Raw genomic sequence first — 19826 nt, forward strand, 5'->3', positions numbered from 1 at the left:
ATGTTTATAATTTATAATATCCCTTTTCATGAGTGCTATGGAAAGGGATATTTTTGTTTCTACAAGTTTCTTTCCATAAAACTACATAGCTTTTGTAGTTTGACGCATCTGCTATAACAATCTCCGGTTTTGCTTTTTGTAGTAATCGTGCCAAATTAATTTTTGGAGAGTTTCTAATGATAACAACATCTGCTTTCGTGATAAACTTGGATATGACTTCTTTATCAATTACTATTATTTTTTTATTCTTATAAAAATAACAATTTTTGATTAGATCTGTTTTTGTAATTGTACTGTAGTTTGCTGTTGCGTATGACTGAATTGTATTTCTTTCAAAACTGTCTTCAGTTATTGTAGTGTCGCAGGCAATTTCTAACTCATTTCCTTTTTTAAAACTCAAGATACTTTTCTTCTTAGAATTAAAAATGATTAAATTATCCTGACTTTTCGATTCCCAATTTGCTTCTATTAGTGAAATCTGAAAGATGATACAGCTAACTAATAGAGTAAGTGTTCTTGCGTAATTAAGTTTTTTACAAAGTAAAATAGTTGCAGTAATTACTAAATAAGAAGCCAGTAGTAAAGTAAACGTTAATGGTATGTTTTTAAGTACAAAAGATTCTATAGATGCAATTTCTTTTATAAAAGAATTCATTATAAACACTGAAATTTCAACCGTTTTTAAAAGATATATTGGTATGAAATCTATTAAAGAAAAAAGCATTAATAAACTTCCTAATATCATAATTATAAATACCGTTGGTACTAAAACCAAGTTTGTTATAAAGAATAAACCTGGGAATTGATGAAAGTAATAGATGCTTAGAGGTAATGTGCCTATTTGTGCTGCTATTGAAATCGTTAAGATGTCCCAAAAAAAGGTAATGATTTTATTTTTAGGCGTCCATAATTTTTTTAGTATTGGTTGTAACCAAATAATGAAGAATAATGCCAGATAGCTCAGTTGGAAACCAATATCAAAGATAAAACCTGGTTCTATTAAAAGGATGATTAGTAATGAAACAATAATGGTGTGAAACATATTGTTTTGCCTGTTTATTACACTCCCAATCGCAACAAAACTGAACATAGCTGCAGAACGAACTACTGATGGAGACAGACCTGCAATTAGTGAAAACATCCATAAAGAGAGCAAAGTTATGATTATTCTGATGAAATTTGATTTTTTGTTGTTTGGTAAATGTTTAAGTAAGAATGAAATAAAAAGCATTATAAATCCCACATGCATTCCTGAAACAGATAAAATATGTACAGCTCCAGCAAATTGATAATCTTTTTGAATCTCGGGTGAAATGTCTTGTTGTTGTCCCAAAATTAATGCTGAAAGAACCGAAAGCTCTTCATGATTAAATCCACTGGCTTTGAGTTTTGTTATGATTTTTTCTCTGAATTTAAAGATGTAATGATATATGTCTTTTTGAACCTCATTGCTGATTTTTGTTTTTTCAGAAGTAGTATAAATTTGAGCGTAAATGTTTTTGTGTTTAAGATAGGTTGAATAATCAAACTGATTTGGATTATTGGGTTTTTGTGTTGGTGTTAAAAAACCTGAAATATAAAGTTTAGTTCCAGACACAAAATCATTGTTTTTCTCTTCCTTTTTTATATTTAAAATTATTTTTCCGCTACTTTTCTTGTTGTCGATTTTTATTATTTCGGCAAGGCATCGTTGGTTTTTTAAAGTGGTTTTAAGTTTTTCTCTAGTAATAATTACAAAGTTGTGTCTCTCAAGTATGCTTGATTGATGAGTGTAATGTTCTTTATTAATCCTGTTATCATTAAGAATATTGGTTGTTATACCAATACAGAAAAATAAAAACAAAGTTGAAGCACCAAATGTATTGGTTTGAGTGAATTTTTTATTTGAGAAATAAAAAGAAATGCAAAAGACAAGAATTGACACAATTTGAATTATAGCTGAGTATGTCAAATCAATTTCTAAATAATAACCCGTTAGGAGACCAATTATAAAAAATATTGTAATTTTTACAATAGGAAATTCATGTATTTTCATAAATCGAAAATACAAAATTGTAAGAAAAAACTTAAATTATTTTATACTCGAATAAATTAAATGAGCTGTTTTGCTGCTAGCACCTTCACCTCCAAGTTTTTGCTCTAGTAAATCATAGTTGTCTAAAAGTGTTTTTCTGTAATCTTCAGATAGGATTTTAGTAAGCTCAAGTTTTATTTGTTTTTTGTTACAATTGTCTTGAATCAACTCTGTAACCACTTCTTTATCCATGATAAGATTTACTAACGAAATGTATTTTAGAGTAATGATTCTTTTCGCAATTTGATAAGAAGCCCAACTTCCTTTATATAAAACAACTTCAGGAACTTTAAATAACGCAGTTTCAAGTGTCGCAGTACCAGAAGTAACTAATGCCGCATGCGAAACGCTTAGTAAATCATAGGTTTTGTTGGAAACAAAGTGTACACTTTCATTAGTCAAAAATTGTTTGTAAAATTCAAAGTCTTGGCTTGGAGCGCCTGCTATAACAAATTGATAGTCTTTAAAATCATCAACTACAGAAAGCATTTCAGAAAGCATTTTTGAAATTTCCTGTTTTCTGCTTCCTGGTAAAAGAGAAATTATAGGTCTTTCATCCAAATTGTTTTCTTTTTTAAATACTATCGGATCACTAACTTTTCTATTATGAATAGCATCAATTAATGGATGACCAACGAACTCAACTGGAAAGTTGTGTTTTTTCTCATAAAAATCTTTCTCAAAAGGGAGTATAACATACATTTTGTCTACATCTCTTTTAATGGATTTTATTCTATTTTCTTTCCAAGCCCAAATTTGAGGTGAAATATAGTAATGCGTTTTTATGTTTAATTTCTTTGCCCATTTGGCAATTCTCATATTAAACCCAGGATAATCAATAAAAATAATTACATCGGGATTGAAGCTTAAAATATCAGTTTTACAAATTTTAATGTTATTTAAAATCGTTTTTAAATTGGCAACTACTTCAATAAAACCCATAAAAGCCAAATCACGAAAGTGTTTGACTAACGTTCCGCCAGCTTCTTGCATTAAATCACCACCCCAAAAACGGATTTCTGCTTTTGGATCTTCTATGAAAATGTTTTTCATTAAGTTAGAACCATGCAAATCGCCTGATGCTTCTCCAGCAATAATATAGTATTTCATTTTAAACGAATAATGTCAAAACAGTTAGTAAAATAGTAGCCAATACAATACCACGAGCCATTAGTTCTTTATTGAATTTTAGTAAAGTAAAAAAAGCAATTATATTCAGTATAGCACCAAGTGTTATGACTTTTCCGAGTAGCCCTTGACTTTTCATTGTTTGAATTCCGTCTAAAAAGCTTAAATCAGTTGTTAGTTTTAAATAAATAAAAACACCTATAAAAGTGGTGAAAAAACCAATTAAGGCCCCGTATAAAAGATCTATTTTTTTCATAGGTTCCAAGTATTAAGTTGTTGAATAGCATGATGAGCAGTCAAATCGAACTGTACAGGTACGATTGAAATATAACCATTTTTAAGAGCCCATTCATCTGTATCTTCTCCTTTGTCGTTATTTATAAATTGACCAGAAAGCCAATAGTATTCTTTTCCAAAAGGAGAAATTCTTTTGTCAAATTTCTCTTCATATTTAGCATTCGCTTGTCTGCAAATTTTAATGCCTTTAATATCTTTCTTTTTTAGCTTAGGAAAATTTACATTTAAGACAACGCCTTGTGGTAATCTGTTTTTTATAACTTCTTCTATTATTTTTTTTGCATAATCTTTGATGGGTTCAAAATCAGCTTTCCAACTAAAATCGGCTAATGAAAAACCTATTGAAGGAATGCCTTCAATGCCGGCTTCAACTGCAGCACTCATAGTCCCTGAATAAATTACGTTTATTGATGAATTTGAGCCGTGATTTATTCCAGAAAGACAAAGATCTGGTTTTCGCTTTAAGATTTCATTTTTTGCAATTTTTACACAATCAGCAGGGGTTCCAGAACAAGTGTATTCTGTTACTTCAGCTCCATCTTCAGAAATTTTGTTAATCTGTAAAGTGTTGTTTACTGTTATTGCGTGTCCCATTCCACTTTGTGGACTATCGGGAGCTACAACAATTACATTTCCAATTTGTCTTGCAATGTCGATAAGAGTTCTAATACCCGGAGCTACTATGCTGTCGTCATTAGTTACTAGAATAAGAGGCTTGTCCATGATTTTGGCTCAAAATTTAACATAAAAAAAGTATTGCTAAATTAAACATTTTTATGTGCTTCTTGCTAAATTTACATGTTTAACAAAAAATTATGTAAGAAAGAAAATCTTGGCATAGTTTTTTGTGTACTTTAGTTTCAATTATGAATGCAATTTTAACTTTTATGAAAAAGAACTATAAATTAATGTTGGTTGTCGTGGCAATCTCTGCTACGCTATGGAGTTTCAGGCCAAAAGTTCAGTATGATCCTGAGAAAGATAAAATGTTGCTTGAATTAATCGAATTTGTTATTGAAAAAGGGCATTATGCTCCTGAAACCATGAATGATGAATTTTCGAAAGGAGTATATAATGATTTCTTAGATGCTATTGATCCATCAAAAAGATTTTTCATGGAATCAGACATCAAAGAGTTTAAGGTTTATGAAACAAAACTTGATGATTTAATAAAAGCTAGAGATTTGTCATTCTTTAATCTGGTATACGAAAGATTGCAAAAACGTATGTCAGAATCTAAAGTGGTTTACAAAGCATTGAGTGATAAAGCGATTAGTTTTAGTTCTGATGAAAGTCTTAATATAGATTCTGATAAAAATGAATTTGCAAAAAACTATTCTGAATTAAAAAACAGATGGAGACTTCAAATGAAACTTTCTGTTTTAGCTTCTGTTGTTGATAAGCAAAAATTAGAAGAAGATAAAAAAGTAAAAGATCCTAGTTATACTCCTAAAACTTTTTCACAATTAGAGAAGGAGGCAAGAGAGTCTACATTAAAATCATTAAATGATTATTTCGAATTTGTAGAAGAATTACAGCGTGACGATTGGTTTGAAATTTTCATTAATTCAATTGTAACACAATACGATCCACATACTTTTTACTTTGCTCCAGAGCAAAAAGAAAGATTTGACATTAGTATTAGTGGAAAGTTAGAAGGCATTGGAGCTAGATTGCAAAAGAAAGGTGATTTTACAGAAATTTCAGAATTAATTTCTGGAGGGCCTGCATGGCGTAATAAAGAACTTGAACCAGGAGATGTTGTATTAAAAGTTGGGCAAGGATCTGCAGAGCCAGTGGAAGTGGTAGGTATGAGACTTGACGATGTAGTGAAAAAAATTAAAGGTCCTAAAGGTACAAAAGTAGCTTTGACAGTTAAAAAAGTTGATGGTTCTATAAAAATAATAACTCTAATTCGTGATGTAGTAGAGATTGAAGAAACCTATGCTAAATCTAGTATTGTCAACAAAAATGGTGTTAAATACGGAGTTATTTATTTGCCTAAGTTTTATATCGATTTCGAAAATGATGACAACCGTGACGCCGCTAAAGACGTTGCTGCAGAAGTTGAAAAACTTAAAAAAGCAGGAGTTCAAGGTATTGTTATGGATTTGAGAGATAATGGTGGTGGATCTTTGAAAACCGTTGTGGATATTACAGGTTTGTTTATCAAAGAAGGACCAGTTGTTCAAATTAAATCGGCTTCTTCAAAAAAAGAAGTATTATACGATCACAACCCTAAAGTGCAATGGGATGGACCTCTTGTCGTTTTAATCAATAATTTTTCAGCATCTGCTTCAGAAATTTTTGCTGCTGCAATACAAGATTATAAAAGAGGAATTGTTATAGGAAGTAAACAATCTTATGGAAAAGGTACTGTTCAAAACGTAATCGACTTAAATCAGTTTGTTAAAAACTCACCTTTTGGAGATTTTGGTGCATTAAAAACAACAACTCAAAAATTCTACAGAATTAACGGTGGTTCGACACAATTAGAAGGAGTAGCAAGTGATATTGCAATGCCAGATCGTTATTCGTATATTAAAATTGGTGAGCGTGATGAAAAAAATGCAATTGCTTGGGATAGAATTGATAGAGCTCAGTACGATGAAGTTCGTTCAATAAATAATTTAGAAGCAGTCATTTTTAATAGCCAAAAAAGAATTCAAGCCAGTGAGCAATTTAGATTAATCGATGAAAATGCTAAATGGATTAACAGCCGTAAAGAAAATAATGTTGTTAGTTTAAATATCGATAAATTTAAACATGAACAAGCTGATATTGAGGAAGCTACTAAAAAATTCAAGGCTATTACTAAGTATACCAATAATATGAAATTTGAATCGTTGCCAGATGAAGTTACTCTTATTGCTAAAGATTCATCTTTAGGTCTAAAACGTAAAGATTGGCACGAATCACTTTCTAAAGACGCATACGTTGATGAAGCAATTAATATTTTAGGTGATATCAAAAAACCTTCAGGAAATACAAATAAATCAATTGCTTCTAAAGGTAAAGTAGTAAAATCTTAAGAGATTAATATTTAATATAATGATATAAAAAAGACCTCGATAGGAGGTCTTTTTTTATGTTATGAGTTTGTAGGTAATTTTATGTATTAATGCTAACGGAATTATGTTTTGTCGGTTTTTTTAAGCGTTTTAACGATTTTTTGAGTCTAATCGGTTTATTTTATCAAGATTTTTCTCATTATGTTTTTTTGATCTTACTTTTGTAGGGAATTTAACCAAAGCTTATGGATATAAAAATACTCCAACAAGGCAATAAATATATTTTTGCCGCTTTACTTACGTTTGCTCTTTTTTTAACATCAAATGTTGCACAATCGCAATGTGCGGGTAACGATGGTGCTATTACTGTTTGTGATATTACAAATCCCACAAATCAAGCTTTAAATCTTTTTACTCTTTTAGGAGGAACACCAATACCAGGAGGATTTTGGATTGATGATTTGGGATCTGGTGGTTTGAATTCGACAACAGGGATTCTTAACGCGCAACAGATTCGAGAAAGTGGAATTTATACTTATACTTATACGGTTACTGGAGTTCCGGGTTGTGCAGACAATACATCTACAGTTGCTGTACTTATAGGGCCTTATGCAGGTGTGAAGGAAGATGGATCTCGTTGTGGGGATGATACTGAGCTTAATTTATTTGAATTATTCAATTATCAATTCGGAAATATTCCTCCACAAACAAATGGTTATTGGTACAATAACACAACAGGTACTCCAATAGCAGGATACACTATTAATCCAAGTAGTTTTAATGTAACAGCAATCACAGTTTATAATTTAACCTATACTGTTCCAGCACTTGGACCGTGTCCTGAAAGTTCTATAAATGTAAATTTAACATTGGTTCCTCCAGTTGATGCTGGAACGCCACAAAATTTACAGTTGTGTAGTACAACTAATTTATCGCTTTATACCAATGTGAATTTATACAATTTACTCACAGGAGAAGATTCGGGTGGAACATGGACGGACAACAATGGTACAGGTGAAATAGCCAACCCTTCTGATTCATTTATTAATGTTCAAAATATCTATAACAACTTTGGAGCTGGAACCTATTCGTTCACTTATAAAGTTTTACCTATAAGCCCTATTTGTGAGCAAAAAACTGCTGTAGTAAGAGTTATAATTGAGGATCCTATAGATTATTCAGGTATTCTTCTCCAAGTAAATACAGATGTATGTCAAAATCAAGTAGCATCAGCAGTATTTACTGGAGTGCTTTCTCAGTCACCAGTATTGGTTCCTAATGGAACTTATGATATTACTTACATAGTTTCTGGTCAAGCAACCCCAGTCACACTAACTGTTACTTTTAATAATGGAGTGGCTACTTTTAATATTCCAAACGCAAACTTTCCTTCAGTTGGAACCTATTCAATTAATGTAACTAACATTGTTGCAACAAATAGCCTAGGGATTTGTGTAAATCCAATTCCAACAATTCAGGATAATTTAAATATTTACCCAGTACCAACAGTTGTTAATTCTACATTAAATGTAGATGCAACTTGTCAAAATAATTCAACAACAGCTTATTTAGGTAATTTAACAGGTTTAGTTGATGGAACATATTCAATAACATATGATCTTTCAGGAGCAAATATTGCCTCGGCACAAACAACTACAATTATTGTTTCTGGTGGAAATTCAGTGTTTTCAATTCCCGGAAACTTATTGCCAAATGCTGGTTCAACTACAATAACAATTACTAGTATAGCAAATGGAGCTACTGGATGTAATGCTCCTGCAAATGTATCAGCTTCATTTATAGTTAACCCTCTGCCTTCAACAATAGCTATGAATATATCTGCGCCTAATGCTGTTTGTCTTAATCAGCCAGTTGTAGTTTCTGTATCTGGATTGGGAACTTTGACTAATGTTACTATAAATTATGACTTGTCTGGAGCAAACAGCTCAACAGGAAACATCCAAAGTTTAACATTAGTAGGAGGTGGAGCGACATTTACTATTCCTCAAGGACTTTTAACAAATGCAGGAATAACTACAATAACTGTTACTGGTTTGTCAAACAATGTTAATAGCTGTGGAGTTATAGTTAGCAATGTTTCGGATGTGTTTTTGATTAATAGTTTACCAGTTGCACCTTCAGCAACAAATCAGACTTTTTGTGAAGCTAATAATCCTACAGTTGCTAATTTAGTTCCAAGTGGAAATCAATTTGTTTGGTATGATTCTTTGGGATCTACATTAGCTTTAAGTACAACTACACCACTAGTTTCAGGTGAAGATTATTATGTTTCGGAAGTTAATGCTAACGGTTGTGAATCAGCAAGAACAATGATTGTTGTGACAATAGATACTGTACCAGCACCTACATTAACAAATGGAGGAGAACAATTTTGTGGTACAGATAATCCTACTATTCAAGATTTAACGAATAATACAAATGCATCAGGAAATATTATTTGGTATGATGCGCTTACAGGCGGAAACATTGTGTCAAGTACACAGTTATTGCAAGATGGAGTTATCTATTACGCTTTTAATACATCAACAACTACAGGGTGTGTTTCTAAAGATGGTTTAGCAGTTAAAGTGAATCTTACAAATTGTGAAGAGACTCCTGAATTCTTTATTCCTGACGGTTTTTCACCTAATGGAGACGGTGTAAACGATACGTTTACAATTCCGGATATTCAGTTTATTTATCCAGATTATAAACTAGAAATTTATAACAGATACGGGAATTTAATGTTTGAAGGTAATAGGAATAAACCTAATTGGGATGGTAAAAATTCTACTTCGAAAACAATGGGAGATGTTGCTCCTAACGGAGTCTATTTTTACGTGGTTTATTTCAATAAAAATAACAAAGCTCCTAAGCAAGGAAGACTTTACTTAAACAGATAATTCTATAAGCTATTTTTAAATAAATTTTAGATGAAAAAAATACTATTAATACTGAGTTTTTTCCTCATTAGTTATAATGTTCTTGCCCAGCAAGACCCTCAATATACCCATTATATGTATAATATGAGTGTAGTGAATCCAGCTTATGCAACGAGCAAACAAGCTATGTTGGATTTAGGTTCACTTTACAGAACACAATGGGTTGGAGCGGTTGGAGCTCCTAAGACGCTTACCGTTTTTGGACATATGCCAATTAGCAAGAAAATAGAAATGGGATTATCTGTTATTTCAGATGATATTGGTGATGGAGCAAAAAAGGAAAATAATTTTTATGCTGATTTTGTCTATGTCTTACAATTAAATAACTCACATCGTTTTTCTTTTGGTATGAAAGCAGGTTTTACGTCACTTGCTACAAATTTTAATGGATTTAAGCTTGAAAGCGGTGATGCTTCAACAGATTTGGCTTTTAGCCAAAACATAAACACCTTCAAGCCTAACGTTGGGGTTGGGGCTTATTATTTTACGGATAAATATTACATAGGATTATCTGCACCTAATTTGCTACCTACGAAACACATTGAAGAACGTCAAGGAATACAATCGTATGGTTCAGAAAATATTCATGTGTTTTTAACAGGAGGATATGTTTTTGAAGTTAGTGACATGTTTAAGGTGAAGCCAGCAGTAATGACAAAATTTGTTTCTGGAGCACCATTGAGTTTAGATGTGACTGCTAATGTTTTGTATAATAATAGATTTGAACTTGGAGCTGCTTATAGACTTGATGATTCTGTGAGTGGATTAATGGCAGTAAATGTTACTAAAACACTTAAAATAGGATATTCATATGATTATACATTGTCTAATATGGGGCAATTTAATTCAGGCTCACATGAAGTGTTTTTATTATTCAGTTTAGACATGCTAGGAAAAGGTTATGATAAATCACCACGATTCTTCTAAAAAATACCATATGAAAAGAATATTACTTACTATACTCATCGGATTTTTAGCATATAGTGCTCAAGCTCAGGATCAAGATCTAGACAGAGCTAAAAGATATTTTGATAGAACTTATTATAGTGAAGCGTTGCCTTTGTATGAAACAGCTATCGAGAAAAATACATCGCTTGAAGTAGTTAGAAATTTAGCAGATTGCTATTATTATACAAACGATTTTAAAAGTGCTCAAAAGTACTATAGATTCTTGATTAAAAATTTTGAAAAAGAAGTCTCGGAAGAATACTATTTTAGATTTTCACAAACTTTAAAGGCAAATGGAAATTATGCCGAAGCCAATCAAATCACAAGAGATTATTTTTCTAAAGTTGGAAATAACGATGCTGTTGCATCCTTAGATAAAGAACTTAAAACTTTAGAGAATGTTACAGCAATTGGGGAGCGTTACAAAATTAAAAATTTAGAAATTAACACTACCAATTCTGAATTTGGCGCAGTTCAAAACGGTGAAAATTTAATCTACTCGGCAGTTAAAAAAGAACCTGGTTTTTTTGATAAAGTGTATAAATGGAATAACGAAGGATATTTAAATTTAGTTACAATTTCTGTTAAAAATAGTAATATAAAGGATTCTGTAGCCATCCCTTTTTCACAAGAAATAAATACTAAAATGCATGAGTCTAACGCAATTTTTAGTACCGATGGTAAAACAATTTACTTCACCAGAAATAATACTAAAAACGGAAGCAGAGCTAAAAACAAAGAGAAAATTTCTAATCTTCAAATTTATAAAGCAGAATTAGTTGGTGGAAAATGGAGTAACATAACTTCTTTACCATTTAATAGTCCTGATTTTTCTAATGAGCACCCAGCGTTGAGTCCTGATGGCAAAAGATTGTATTTTGCTTCGGATAGGCCGGGAGGTAAAGGATCTTTTGATATTTATTATGTTAGTATAAATGCAGAGACTTATGGAGATCCTATAAATGCAGGCAGTTTAATCAATACAAATAGAAAGGAGCAATTCCCTTTTGTGTCTAAAGATGGGAAGCTGTATTTTTCTTCAAACGGACATGAAGGTTTTGGATCATTAGATGTTTTTGTGTCTGATATTAAGGAAAATGATTTTTCTATTCCAATAAATGTTGGTTTACCTATAAACACCGGTGTTGATGATTTTGCTTTTAATATTGATTCAGATTCAAAAGAAGGTTATTTTTCTTCAAATAGAAAAGGCGGAAAAGGCGGTGATGATATTTATTCCATTTTAGAAACAAAACCATTAATTGTTGAAGATTGTATGCAACTCATTGCTGGCATTATTACTGATGTAGATACTAATTTGCCTTTAGAAAACGCACAAGTAATTTTAGCTGATGGGAACAAAAATGAAATTGAAAAAATAACTACAGCTGCCGATGGAAAATTCAGTTTTAAAGTGGCTTGCGAAAGTAATTATATAGTTTCTGCTAGTAAAGTTGGTTATAATGATGATGCTCGTTCATTTAGTTTACAAAAAGAAAGAGGTCAGTTAAACGATGCTTCGATGGCTTTAAAATCACTTGAAGTAATTAAACATGAGGAGCAAATTGCATTAGAAGAACAGAAAAAAGCGGATAAACTTGCTGAAGAACAAAAAGTTCAAGCAGAAAAGGAAGAAAAAGAAAGAGAAAAAGCTGTTGCTGAAGCTAAGAAAAAAGAAAAAATTAAAGAAATAGTTGCAGCAGAGAAAGATGTTGTGAAGGATGATAAAGATAGATTGGTGATTAAAACAGAGCCTATCTATTTCGATTATGATTTATGGTATATACGTCGTGATTCTAAACCTATTTTAGACCGAGTTGTAGAATTAATGAATAAGTATCCAAATATGATTGTAGAGATAGGTTCACATACAGATCGTAGAGGAGGTACAACATACAACAGAGTGCTTTCTGCAAATAGAGCACAATCAACAAGAGATTATATTATTGATAAAGGAATTAGTCCTAAAAGAATATTTGCAAAAGGATATGGTGAATCTGTTCCAGTTATTAAATGTGCTTCTGACAATGCATGTACAGAGGAGCAACATGAATTAAACAGAAGAAGCGAGTTTGTTATTAAAGATTTATAGTCATAAGTCTAAAGATTAAAAAAGCCACATGATTGTGGCTTTTTTTTAATATTGTCATCTTGCTTCGCGTTCTGCTTTTTCTACTCTTTTACGTTGATCTGCTGATTTTTCTCTTAGTTTAGTAATTTTATTATTCCACTTCTCAACATCGTTTGGAGATAATTTGCCTTTACTGTTTTGTTTTTCAAGCTTTTCAGATTCCTTTATGATATCTTCATCAATTTTTGTTTGTTTTTCTTTTTCTTTAACTAAGTTTTGATACAATTTAGTAGCCCTCTCTCTTTCTTTGGTGATCTTTTGTTGCTCTTTTTCCATTTTCTTTTGAGCCTTTTCCATTTTTTCAGCCGCTTTTTCAGTGTCTTTTATTCTTTTTTCTTCGGCTTTAATTTTTTTTTCTTCAGCATCTTTTCTTTCTTTTTCGGCTTTTTCAGCTTCTTTTTGTGCTTTTTCGGCCTCTTTCTTTGCTTTCTCCGCTTCTTGGTTCGCTTTTTGTGCTTCGCGTTCCGCTTTAGCTTTTTCTAATTGTGCTTGTTTGTCAGCCTCAGCTTTTGCTTTAACAGTAGCAATTGAATCTTTAGATTTTTGAAGTTTTATTTGTTCTGGTGTAAGTACGCTTTCTTGTGCAGTAGCAGAAATTCCTAAAAGTAGTGTAGCACTAGCAATAATCCATTTCAGTTTCATGTTTAAAAGTTTTAGTTTAAATTAAATAATTTCTGTCGATGAACTTATATATATTTACATGATAAAAGTACAATAATTTCATTTGCATTATGATACAGATTGTTAAATATTTAGGTTCATCAATTTTAGTTTTGTTTTTTCTTTCGTGTGAAAAGCAAAAATCAGACCAAGTAGATAGTGCAACCGAAGAAAAATTTGTTTATGATGCTCCAAAAACAGTGAGTGGAGATTTTTATCTTCCTAAGTCTACTACAAATGAAATAGTTGTGCATAAATATTATACACTGTCATATAGTGAAAAACATGAGCAAGCTGAATGGGTTGCATATGAATTAAAAAAGAATCAACTTAGTCATACAAATTATAATCGCCCCTATTTTGAGGAAGATCCAGATGTCGAGACTGGTTCTGCAAGTTGGAGAAATTATAAAAAATCTGGATATGATAAAGGGCATTTGTGTCCTGCTGGTGATCGTAGATTTTCGATTGAGGCTTTTAATGAAACGTTTTACACTTCAAATATTTCACCACAGTTGAATGAATTTAACGCTGGGATTTGGAACAGATTAGAGCAGAAAACTAGGTATTGGGCATCTAAATATGATGGTGTTTACGTTATAACAGGTGGAGTATTGACAAATGATTTGGAATCTATTGGTAAAGAAAATGTGTCGATTCCTAAATATTTTTATAAGATATTGTTGGATAATTCAAGAGGTGAATATAAAACAATTGCTTTTTTAATACCTCATGAAGATTCAGAAAAGCCGCTAAATAAATTTGTTGTTTCTATTGACAAAATTGAAAAAATGACACGAATAGATTTCTTTCCACGTTTACCAGATAACATCGAAAATGAGTTAGAGCAATCTAGTGATTATAAGGGATGGGTTTTTAAATAAAATACTTTATTTTACCATTCATTTACTTTGTTAGCGTCTAATTTTAGAAAGATGAAAAGTAAAATTGTAAATCCCCATAAACTTGATCCTCCATAAGATAAGAATGGAAGAGGCACACCAATAGTTGGAAAGATTCCAATAACCATTGAAACATTTACAAAAAAATGGGTGAATAGTACAGATGCCACACCATATCCATAAACGCGACTAAATTTTGTTTTCTGATTTTCGGCCAAGTATAAAATTCGAAGCATTAAAGAAACAAATAGTAATACTATTACTGTCGAGCCTGCAAATCCCCATTCTTCTCCTACAGTTGTAAAAATATAATCGGTATGTTGTTCAGGAACGAAATTTCCTTTTGTTTGTGTTCCTTCAAGATAACCTTTGCCTAGCCATCCTCCAGAACCAATGGCAATTTCCGACTGATTTGTGTTGTAACCAACGCCAGCCATATCAACTTCTTTACCTAATAAAATATTAAATCGGTCTCTATGGTGTTGTTTGAATACATTTTCAAAAACATAATCTACAGATAGTGAAAATCCTACCATTAATGCAAAGACAATTGTACTAGCAATAATGTTTCGATGAATTTTTCGAGATTTTAGATAATGAATTACTACACCACAAAAAGAAATTAAGATAACATATTGAGGTTTAATTAGTAATGCCATTATAAATAAAATAATTGCAAATGCACCAGTCCATAAATACCAAGATGGTAAACCTTCTCTGTTTAGTACTAATATAAACATTACAAATATTAATGCACTTCCAGGGTCGGGTTGAGGTAGAATCAACAAAATTGGAAGCCCCATTATGAGCAATCCTAAAAGCTGATGGTTAAAGTTTTTAAGATTTACTTGAGGGTCACTTAAATATTTAGCTAATGCTAATGCTGTTGCTGCTTTTGCAAATTCGGAAGGTTGTAAAGTAAATCCGCCAATGGCATACCAGCATCGCTGTCCGGCTATTGTTTTTCCAAAAATGAATAGGCCAGCGAGCAAAACCAAAGAGGAACCAAAAATAACACTAGAAAATCGTTCGTAAAATTTAGCATCAATAGTGAGTATTACTATGATGAGTACAATTGTAAAAGCAATAAAAATTAATTGTTTACCATAGTTTTCGTTAAAGTCAAAAATGTAATCCGAGGTAGGATTAATATCTGCAGAATAGATATTCATCCACCCAAGTATAACCAATGCTGAATAGATGATAATGGTTATCCAGTCAATGTTTTTCTGTACACTTTGATTTTTCATCTATGTTTGTGCTTGTGATTTTTTAATTGAATCTAATTTCTTTTTATTTTTTACTCTGTCAATTGAATCTTTTCTCAGCTTTATTCTGTACATAGAGTCAATGAATTTTTTAGAGTACTTATTATATTCGGCTTGTAAACTTTTTTCTAAAACTCTTTTTTCTCTATCTTTTTGAGTTATTTTCCCTTTGATATATTTTTCAAGCATCAATGTTGTGATTGGACCTGCTGTTGTTGATCCAAAACCTCCATTTTCAACTAAAACTGCGATGGCAATTTTAGGATCATGCTTGGGAGCAAAAGCAACAAAAATAGAGTGGTCTGCTAATTGTACTCTTTTACCATTTATTTTGGCAAAGTTTTCAGCAGTACCTGTTTTTCCACAAATTTCAAGCCCTTCAACTCCCAAAAAATAAGCGGTACCAGTCTTAAAAACTTCTGCAAGACCTTCAATTACTGGTTTAAAGTGTTTTTTGTCAATTGTTGTTACATGTTTGGTTCTATATTTTTCGTCTATAGGTTGTCCTTTTATTTTCTTAATAATATGAGGGGTATAGTAATAACCTTCGTTAGCTACTGTAGCCATCATGTTTGCCAACTGAATTGGAGTCATTAATACTTCACCTTGACCAATTGAATTTGAAACTATATAGGTTGGTCGAATGCTTCCATTTGGATATGCCCATCTTTCATAAAAAGCGTTGTCTGGAATTAATCCTTTTCGTCCAGTGGGTAAATCATATCCCATGAATTGTCCTAATCCAAAACTTTTTACGTGCTTACTCCAAACATCAACACTTATGCTAGTTTTAGGTTGCTTTTTTAGAATGTCTAAATATACATTAGCAAAATAAGCATTACATGATTGCGCAATACCGTTGTGAAGTTTGTACATCCCCGCAGGACTGTGGCATCTCATAAATTTTCTACCGTAGCTAAAACCATGATGACAAGCAAAAGTAGTATTTGTATCAATTACTTGTTCTTGTAAACCAACTAAGGCAGTTAAAATTTTAAAAGGTGAGCCGGGAGGATACTCTGCAAGTAAACTTCTGTCGTAAAGAGGTTTTGCAATTGAATCGTTGTAAAGTTTAGTGTAGTTTCTAGATCGTTGTCTTCCAACTAAAATTGACGGATCGTATGATGGAGCAGTTACCAAGCACAAAATTTCACCTGTTTTAGGTTCTATGGCTATAATACCACCTCGTTTGTTTTTCATCAAAGCTTCACCATATTTTTGAAGCTCTGCATCAATGGTTAGTGTAATATCTTTACCTTGAACAGCGATGGTATCGTACTTCCCATCCTTAAATGGCCCTATTTCTCTATTGAAGCGGTCGCGTTGAATGTGTTTAACTCCTTTTACTCCTCGAAGTTCTTTTTCATACATTTCTTCAACCCCTTGTTTTCCTAGTAAATCACCGCTTTTATAGTAAGGATTTTTCTTGATAGTAGCTTCATTTGCTTGAGTGATGAATCCAAAAACATTTCCGCCAACATGAATTTGATAATCTCTAAGTGAACGCTTTTGAATATAGAATCCTTCAAATTTTCTTTCTTTTTCTTGAAAAGCAGCGTACTCTAATTTATTTAACTGACCCAAGAATACTGATGGAAGCATTGGACTGTATACAACTGCCTTTTCTATTTTCTTTTTAAAGTCGTCTTTAGTAATATGAAGTAAGTTGCAAAACTCTAAAGTATCTAAGTCTTTAATTTCACGAGGTACAACCATGATATCATATGATGGTTGGTTGGCAACTAACAGGGTTCCATTTCGGTCGTAAATATAACCTCGCTCAGGATACTCATATTTAATCTTAATCGAAATATTTTCCGATTTTAAGCGAAGTGAGTCATCAATAATTTGTAAAAAGAAAAGCCTTGCTATGATTAAAATTGCAGCGACAATTATCATAACTGGTAATAAGAGTTTTCTCATCGTTTACTTGGCTTAAATAAATAAATTATTAGGATACTAACTATTAACGTAAAAAGAGTGGTTGTAATTGTTCTCAATAAAATATCAAGTATGAATTGAAACTTGAAAAATTCTAATAGAAACATCACAAAATGATGTGTAATTATTGAAATGAATATAAACGTGAACCTTTCAGGAGAAAGGCGATCATTGATTTTTATTGTTTGATACTCGTAACTCAATCCAAAAGCAAATTTAAAGAATGTAGGTCTCAGGTTTGCTAGAATTAAACTCGCAGCAGCATGAACTCCTCCAGAATTAGCAAAAAAATCGACTGTTAAACCTAATAGGAAACTGGCAACTAGTAAGCTTGCGCGATTTGAATTTACAGGGTACAGTAAAATAAAAAGTATATAAGGGTACGGGTTTATAAAACCGAAAAGTTCAATGTTGTTAAAAATTACTACTTGAGCAGCAATTAACAATACAAAGCGAATGATATTTAGGATAACAGCACTATTCATCTTTCTTTGTTTCGGCTTCTAGTTTTTTTATTTCATTACTGTGTTTGTTCTCGATAATATAAACATGATTTAAATTGGTCATGTCATTAAATAAGCGCACATTTAAAGTGTAGTAATTTGTTTCGGTATCAACATAAATTTTGTCAATAATTCCTACAGGAATATTTTCAGGGAAAATTCTTGAATTTCCTCCTGTCACAATTGTATCTCCTTTTTTAACTGAAGCAAGTCTTGGGATCTCTACTAGTTGTACATAACCAGCATTTTTAGCATTCCAAATTAAAGAACCAAAATGGTTTGTTCTTTTAACCTTGGCATTGATTTTAGATTTTACGTTCAAAATACTAAAAATCGTTGCGTATCTAGGAGAAACTTTTTCTACAATTCCAATAATTCCTTGGCTACTAACAACTCCCATGTCAGGTTTGATGCCGTCTAAAGAGCCACTATTAATTGTTAAGTAATTTTCTGAAGTATTGTATGAATTGTGAACTACTTTAGACTGAATTACATCTATTTTGTCGTATCCTTTTACCGAATCTTTTTCAAGAGTTGAAGTGCTGTCTTTTTTATTGAAAAGGATTCTTCTCAATTCGGCGTTTTCTCTGGCTAATTTATCATTTTGCTCACGAAGGCTAAAGTAAGTCTTAACTTCGTTTACTTCTTCATAAACATAACCAGTTAAAAAGTTAGCCGAATTTACCATTTGACTTCTATGGTAAGAATGTGACTGAATAACTAGCACTAATGAAGTTATCAAAAGCAGCAAAAACAGTAAGCGAGTACTGTTTTTAAATATAAAATTAAATATTTGCTGCATTAGTAGAAATTAAAATTTTTAAATCTTTAAAACTCAAATTCACAGTTTTGGAATTTGTATTTTTAATTTGGGATTTATTTAATTAGTATACTTCTGTATTTGTTTAAATTTTTCAAAGCCATTCCTGTTCCGCGTACAACAGCTCTTAATGGATCTTCTGCAATGAATACAGGTAAATCTGTTTTTTGAGAAATACGTTTGTCTAAACCGCGTAACATTGAACCACCACCAGCAAGATAAATACCAGTGTTGTAAATATCAGCAGCTAATTCTGGAGGAGTTTGCGATAATGTTTCCATAATAGCATCCTCAATACGTTGAATAGATTTGTCTAATGCTTTTGCAATTTCTCTAGAAGAAACTTCAACCTGTTTAGGCTTTCCAGTTAACAAGTCGCGTCCTTGTACAGACATATCTTCTGGTGGAGAATCTAAATCTTCTATTGCAGCACCTATTTCAATTTTGATTTTTTCAGCAGTTGTTTCACCCACAAATAAATTGTGTTGTGTACGCATGTAGTAAATGATATCATTTGTGAAAACATCACCAGCAATTTTAACTGATTTGTCACATACAATTCCACCCAATGCAATTACAGCGATTTCGGTAGTACCACCACCTATATCCACAATCATGTTACCTTTTGGTTGCATGATGTCGATACCAATACCAATAGAAGCAGCCATTGGCTCATGAATTAAGTAAACTTCTTTTCCGTTTACACGCTCTGCAGATTCTTTTACTGCACGCATTTCTACTTCAGTAATTCCAGAAGGAATACAAATGACCATACGTAAGGCAGGGGTGAATAAACGTTTTTGTAAAGCAGGTATACTTCTGATTAACATTTTAATCATTTGTTCTGAAGCATCAAAATCTGCAATAACTCCATCCTTAAGAGGGCGAATTGTTTTGATGTTTTCGTGAGTTTTACCCTGCATCATGTTTGCTTCTTTACCAACGGCAATAATCTTGCCACTAATTCTATCACGAGCTACAATTGAAGGGCTATCTATTACGACTTTATCGTTATGAATAATTAGTGTATTTGCTGTTCCAAGGTCGATTGCGATGTCCTCGGTCATGAAATCAAAAAATCCCATATATTATCTTAGGGTTAGAGTATTTTAAATAAAGTATAATCCAAACGCAAAAGTATAAAAATTATTTGGTTTAATTCAAAATAAAAATGCGTCAATAAAAATATATTGACGCATTT

General features: G+C 31.9%; 15 protein-coding genes. 5 read left to right on the forward strand and 10 right to left on the reverse strand.

Going from position 1 to position 19826, the window contains the following annotated elements; genetic code table 11:
• Positions 1-4: 4 nt before the first annotated feature.
• The 4 genes from LJY17_RS13805 to surE are packed head-to-tail and all read right to left on the reverse strand — an operon-like array spanning position 5 to position 4222.
• Positions 5-2035, reverse strand: coding sequence for a ComEC/Rec2 family competence protein (locus tag LJY17_RS13805; protein ID WP_264544396.1), 2031 nt, complete (start codon positions 2033-2035; stop codon positions 5-7).
• A 36-nt stretch (positions 2036-2071) separates the two neighbouring features.
• A complete protein-coding gene (gene lpxB, locus LJY17_RS13810) occupies positions 2072-3184 on the reverse strand; it encodes a lipid-A-disaccharide synthase (RefSeq protein WP_264544397.1) in 1113 nt (370 codons plus the stop codon).
• A gap of 1 nt (position 3185) precedes the next feature.
• Entirely contained in the window at positions 3186-3458 is a 273-nt protein-coding gene (locus tag LJY17_RS13815; RefSeq protein WP_264544398.1) for a hypothetical protein, read from the reverse strand.
• Positions 3455-4222, reverse strand: coding sequence for a 5'/3'-nucleotidase SurE (gene surE / locus LJY17_RS13820; RefSeq protein ID WP_264544399.1), 768 nt, complete (start codon positions 4220-4222; stop codon positions 3455-3457). The genes LJY17_RS13815 and surE overlap by 4 nt, the downstream gene beginning before the upstream one ends.
• A 143-nt stretch (positions 4223-4365) precedes the next feature.
• Between surE and LJY17_RS13825 the strand changes: the two genes are divergently transcribed.
• The 4 genes from LJY17_RS13825 to LJY17_RS13840 all read left to right on the forward strand — a co-directional run bounded on the left by LJY17_RS13825 (position 4366) and on the right by LJY17_RS13840 (position 12492).
• Entirely contained in the window at positions 4366-6531 is a 2166-nt protein-coding gene (locus LJY17_RS13825; RefSeq protein ID WP_264544400.1) for a carboxy terminal-processing peptidase, read from the forward strand.
• Between the two features lie 224 nt (positions 6532-6755).
• Positions 6756-9413 carry a gliding motility-associated C-terminal domain-containing protein gene (locus tag LJY17_RS13830; RefSeq protein WP_264544401.1) on the forward strand — a complete coding sequence of 886 codons (2658 nt, stop codon included), beginning with the start codon at positions 6756-6758 and terminating at the stop codon, positions 9411-9413.
• A gap of 30 nt (positions 9414-9443) precedes the next feature.
• Positions 9444-10379: a PorP/SprF family type IX secretion system membrane protein gene (locus tag LJY17_RS13835; RefSeq protein ID WP_264544402.1), complete on the forward strand. Its 936-nt coding sequence runs from the start codon at positions 9444-9446 to the stop codon at positions 10377-10379.
• A gap of 10 nt (positions 10380-10389) precedes the next feature.
• Positions 10390-12492, forward strand: coding sequence for an OmpA family protein (locus LJY17_RS13840; protein WP_264544403.1), 2103 nt, complete (start codon positions 10390-10392; stop codon positions 12490-12492).
• 54 nt (positions 12493-12546) lie between these two features.
• Here the strand turns inward: LJY17_RS13840 and LJY17_RS13845 are convergent, their stop codons facing one another.
• On the reverse strand, positions 12547-13173 hold the full coding sequence (locus LJY17_RS13845; protein ID WP_264544404.1) for a hypothetical protein: 627 nt from the start codon (positions 13171-13173) through the stop codon (positions 12547-12549).
• An 89-nt stretch (positions 13174-13262) separates the two neighbouring features.
• Here LJY17_RS13845 and LJY17_RS13850 point away from each other — a divergent pair, with 89 nt between their 5' ends.
• Positions 13263-14075: a DNA/RNA non-specific endonuclease gene (locus LJY17_RS13850; protein ID WP_264544405.1), complete on the forward strand. Its 813-nt coding sequence runs from the start codon at positions 13263-13265 to the stop codon at positions 14073-14075.
• A gap of 11 nt (positions 14076-14086) precedes the next feature.
• Here the strand turns inward: LJY17_RS13850 and rodA are convergent, their stop codons facing one another.
• The 5 genes from rodA to LJY17_RS13875 form a co-directional block, all read right to left on the reverse strand.
• Positions 14087-15343: a rod shape-determining protein RodA gene (rodA, locus tag LJY17_RS13855; protein ID WP_264544406.1), complete on the reverse strand. Its 1257-nt coding sequence runs from the start codon at positions 15341-15343 to the stop codon at positions 14087-14089.
• The gene (gene mrdA / locus LJY17_RS13860; protein ID WP_264544407.1) at positions 15344-17284 is read right to left on the reverse strand and encodes a penicillin-binding protein 2; all 1941 of its coding nucleotides are present in this window, start codon (positions 17282-17284) and stop codon (positions 15344-15346) included. It lies immediately after the preceding gene.
• Complete coding sequence (locus tag LJY17_RS13865) at positions 17281-17787, reverse strand: rod shape-determining protein MreD (protein ID WP_264544408.1); 507 nt, start codon at positions 17785-17787, stop codon at positions 17281-17283. Before LJY17_RS13865 ends, mrdA begins: the two co-directional genes overlap by 4 nt.
• Positions 17780-18607: a rod shape-determining protein MreC gene (mreC, locus tag LJY17_RS13870; RefSeq protein WP_264544409.1), complete on the reverse strand. Its 828-nt coding sequence runs from the start codon at positions 18605-18607 to the stop codon at positions 17780-17782. Before mreC ends, LJY17_RS13865 begins: the two co-directional genes overlap by 8 nt.
• A gap of 74 nt (positions 18608-18681) precedes the next feature.
• Complete coding sequence (locus LJY17_RS13875) at positions 18682-19710, reverse strand: rod shape-determining protein (RefSeq protein WP_264544410.1); 1029 nt, start codon at positions 19708-19710, stop codon at positions 18682-18684.
• Positions 19711-19826: the final 116 nt, after the last annotated feature.

It is taken from the genome of Flavobacterium hankyongi (assembly GCF_036840915.1).
GTDB lineage: Bacteria > Bacteroidota > Bacteroidia > Flavobacteriales > Flavobacteriaceae > Flavobacterium > Flavobacterium hankyongi.

What these genes read in the sequence shown, in the direction of transcription:
- LJY17_RS13835 (WP_264544402.1), top strand. Translation starts at nt 9,444, where the DNA reads ATGAAAAAAATACTATTAATACTGAGTTTTTTCCTCATTAGTTATAAT.
- rodA (WP_264544406.1), bottom strand. Translation starts at nt 15,343, where the DNA reads ATGAAAAATCAAAGTGTACAGAAAAACATTGACTGGATAACCATTATC.
- LJY17_RS13805 (WP_264544396.1), bottom strand. Translation starts at nt 2,035, where the DNA reads ATGAAAATACATGAATTTCCTATTGTAAAAATTACAATATTTTTTATA.
- mrdA (WP_264544407.1), bottom strand. Translation starts at nt 17,284, where the DNA reads ATGAGAAAACTCTTATTACCAGTTATGATAATTGTCGCTGCAATTTTA.
- lpxB (WP_264544397.1), bottom strand. Translation starts at nt 3,184, where the DNA reads ATGAAATACTATATTATTGCTGGAGAAGCATCAGGCGATTTGCATGGT.
- LJY17_RS13840 (WP_264544403.1), top strand. Translation starts at nt 10,390, where the DNA reads ATGAAAAGAATATTACTTACTATACTCATCGGATTTTTAGCATATAGT.
- LJY17_RS13850 (WP_264544405.1), top strand. Translation starts at nt 13,263, where the DNA reads ATGATACAGATTGTTAAATATTTAGGTTCATCAATTTTAGTTTTGTTT.
- LJY17_RS13865 (WP_264544408.1), bottom strand. Translation starts at nt 17,787, where the DNA reads ATGAATAGTGCTGTTATCCTAAATATCATTCGCTTTGTATTGTTAATT.
- surE (WP_264544399.1), bottom strand. Translation starts at nt 4,222, where the DNA reads ATGGACAAGCCTCTTATTCTAGTAACTAATGACGACAGCATAGTAGCT.
- LJY17_RS13845 (WP_264544404.1), bottom strand. Translation starts at nt 13,173, where the DNA reads ATGAAACTGAAATGGATTATTGCTAGTGCTACACTACTTTTAGGAATT.
- LJY17_RS13875 (WP_264544410.1), bottom strand. Translation starts at nt 19,710, where the DNA reads ATGGGATTTTTTGATTTCATGACCGAGGACATCGCAATCGACCTTGGA.
- mreC (WP_264544409.1), bottom strand. Translation starts at nt 18,607, where the DNA reads ATGCAGCAAATATTTAATTTTATATTTAAAAACAGTACTCGCTTACTG.
- LJY17_RS13825 (WP_264544400.1), top strand. Translation starts at nt 4,366, where the DNA reads ATGAATGCAATTTTAACTTTTATGAAAAAGAACTATAAATTAATGTTG.
- LJY17_RS13815 (WP_264544398.1), bottom strand. Translation starts at nt 3,458, where the DNA reads ATGAAAAAAATAGATCTTTTATACGGGGCCTTAATTGGTTTTTTCACC.
- LJY17_RS13830 (WP_264544401.1), top strand. Translation starts at nt 6,756, where the DNA reads ATGGATATAAAAATACTCCAACAAGGCAATAAATATATTTTTGCCGCT.